This window comes from Mesorhizobium sp. M7A.F.Ca.US.006.04.2.1 (genome assembly GCF_004022915.1).
Taxonomy (GTDB): Bacteria; Pseudomonadota; Alphaproteobacteria; order Rhizobiales; family Rhizobiaceae; genus Mesorhizobium; species Mesorhizobium ciceri.
In genome coordinates, this window is record NZ_RZQA01000883.1 from 1 (window position 1) to 2508 (window position 2508).

The window sequence follows — 2508 nt, forward strand, 5'->3', positions numbered from 1 at the left end:
TATGCGATCGACCATGCCGCGCTCGCCGATGTCTCCGCATCGGTGGCCGCTCTCGTCAATTCCTGCTGCTCCGGCCGCTGAAATAAGAAGAAGGCACAAGAAATGGCCGAAAAAACCGTCTCCGACTCCTCGACTTTCAAGACGCTGCTCAATTTGTGGCCTTACATGTGGCCAGCGGATCGCGCCGATCTGAGAGCCCGGGTCACATGGGCGACGCTGTTGCTGGTCGTCGCCAAGCTGACGCTGGTCGCCGGTCCCTATTTCTTCAAATGGGCGACCGACGCGCTGGCCGGCGACGCCAAATCGGCGCCGCCGCTGCCGAGCTTCCTGCTGGCGCCCGTCATGCTGGTCGTCGCCTACAATGTCGTGCGCCTGGTGCAGCTTGGCTTCAATCAGTTGCGCGACGCGCTGTTTGCCCGCGTCGGCCAATATGCCGTGCGCCAGCTCGCCTTCCGTACTTTCGTTCACATGCACCAACTGTCGCTGCGCTTCCATCTCGAGCGCCGCACCGGCGGCCTGTCGCGCATCATCGAGCGCGGCACCAAGGGCATCGAGACGATCGTGCGCTTCATCATGCTCAACACGGCGCCGACCATCCTCGAATTCGCGCTGACCACGGGCATCTTCGCCTACACCTATGGCTGGAAATATGTGGTCGTCGTCGCGGTCACCGTCTGGGTCTATGTCTGGTTCACGGTCCGCGCCAGCGACTGGCGCATCTCGATCCGCCGCGACATGAACGACAGCGATACCGACGCCAACACCAAGGCAATCGACTCGCTGCTCAACTACGAGACGGTGAAATATTTCAACAATGAGGGCATGGAAGCCGAGCGCTTCGACCGCTCCATAGCACGCTACGAGGTCGCCGCGACGCGCATCTGGACCTCGCTTGGCTGGTTGAATTTCGGGCAGGGCATCATCTTCGGCCTGGGCACCGTCATCGTCATGTGCATGTCGGCGCTCGAAGTGCAGGCCGGCACGCAGACGGTCGGTGACTTCGTCTTCATCAACGCCATGCTGATGCAGCTGTCGGTGCCGCTCAATTTCATCGGCTTCATCTACCGCGAAATCCGCCAGGGGCTCACCGATATCGAGCAGATGTTCGATCTGCTGGATGTGCCGCAGGAGATCGTCGACAAGCCGGATGCCAGGCCAATCGCGGTCAGCGCCGGCAAGGTCGAGTTCCGCGACGTGCACTTCTCCTATGACCCGAACCGGAAGATCCTGAAGGGCATCAGCTTCGAGGTGCCGGCCGGCAAGACCGTCGCCATTGTCGGGCCTTCGGGTGCCGGCAAGTCGACCATCTCGCGGCTTCTGTTCCGCTTCTACGACGTGCAGGGCGGCCAGGTGCTGATCGATGGCCAGGATATCAGGGACGTGACGCAGGAGAGCCTGCGCGGGGCGATCGGCATGGTGCCGCAGGACACCGTGCTGTTCAACGACACCATCGCCTACAACATCCGCTATGGCCGCATCGGTGCCAGCGAGGAGGATATGCGCAAGGCGGCCGAACTCGCTCAGATCGGCCCGTTCATCGAGCGATTGCCTGACGGCTACAAGTCGATGGTCGGCGAACGCGGGCTAAAACTTTCGGGCGGCGAGAAGCAGCGCGTGGCAATCGCCCGCACCATTTTGAAGGCGCCGCCGATCCTGATGCTCGACGAAGCGACCTCGGCGCTCGACAGCCACACCGAACAGGAGATCCAGGCCGCGCTCGATCTGGTCAGCCGTGGCCGCACCACCATCGTCATCGCTCACCGCCTGTCGACGGTGATCACGGCCGATGAGATCATCGTGCTGCAGGACGGCCAGATCGCCGAGCGCGGCACCCATGCCGAGCTGATGCGCAAGCATGGCCTCTACGCCTCGATGTGGGACCGCCAGCGCGAGGCGACCGAGGCCGAAGAGCGGCTGCGCTTGGCTCGCGAAGGCGACGAACTTGGTGTCATCGTCCGCCGGCGCACGTCGGAGGTGAATTGAAGGTTCGGCGTGTGATCTGATTTTTGCACTTGATCTCAACTTAAGTTGAGATTGTAGGCCGTTCCTGGAGCCCAAAAAACACCATGATCCAGGAACGGAGCAATCGAAATGAGCAAGATAAATCAGACTGTTAACGGCGGCAGCGTGTTCAGGGTAGACAAATTCGTCGTCCCGGCCGGCGCCCGCGAGGAGATACTCGCCAAGGTCAGGACAACGCATGAATTGCTGCGCCTGCAGCATGGCTTCGTGCAGGATTTCCTGCTCGAGCAATTCTCCGGGCCGGGCGAATTCAACCTCGTCACCATCGTCGAATGGGAAAGCCAGGCGGCCGTCGACAATGTCGTGCCGATCGTCAAGGCCGCGCACGAGCGCATCGCCTTCAACCCGCAGGAGACGATCGCCCGGCTCGGCGTTCGCGCCGACATCGCCAACTATCAGAGGGTTCCCGGGCTGTAGCAAGGCTGTTACGGCCAGCCGATGCCAGGTGCCGGCGCTTCGACGCTGAACACCTGGCCGGTGCGGGCG

General features: G+C 62.2%; 2 protein-coding genes. Both read left to right on the forward strand.

Features of this window, described 5'->3' with window-relative positions; all coding sequences use genetic code 11:
- Positions 1-102: 102 nt before the first annotated feature.
- Positions 103-1983 (forward strand): ABC transporter ATP-binding protein/permease, encoded by a 1881-nt coding sequence (locus EN925_RS31625; RefSeq protein WP_127369359.1) that lies wholly within the window; start codon positions 103-105, stop codon positions 1981-1983.
- Between the two features lie 108 nt (positions 1984-2091).
- The gene (locus EN925_RS31630) at positions 2092-2439 is read left to right on the forward strand and encodes an antibiotic biosynthesis monooxygenase (RefSeq protein ID WP_013532546.1); all 348 of its coding nucleotides are present in this window, start codon (positions 2092-2094) and stop codon (positions 2437-2439) included.
- Positions 2440-2508 lie beyond the last annotated feature (69 nt).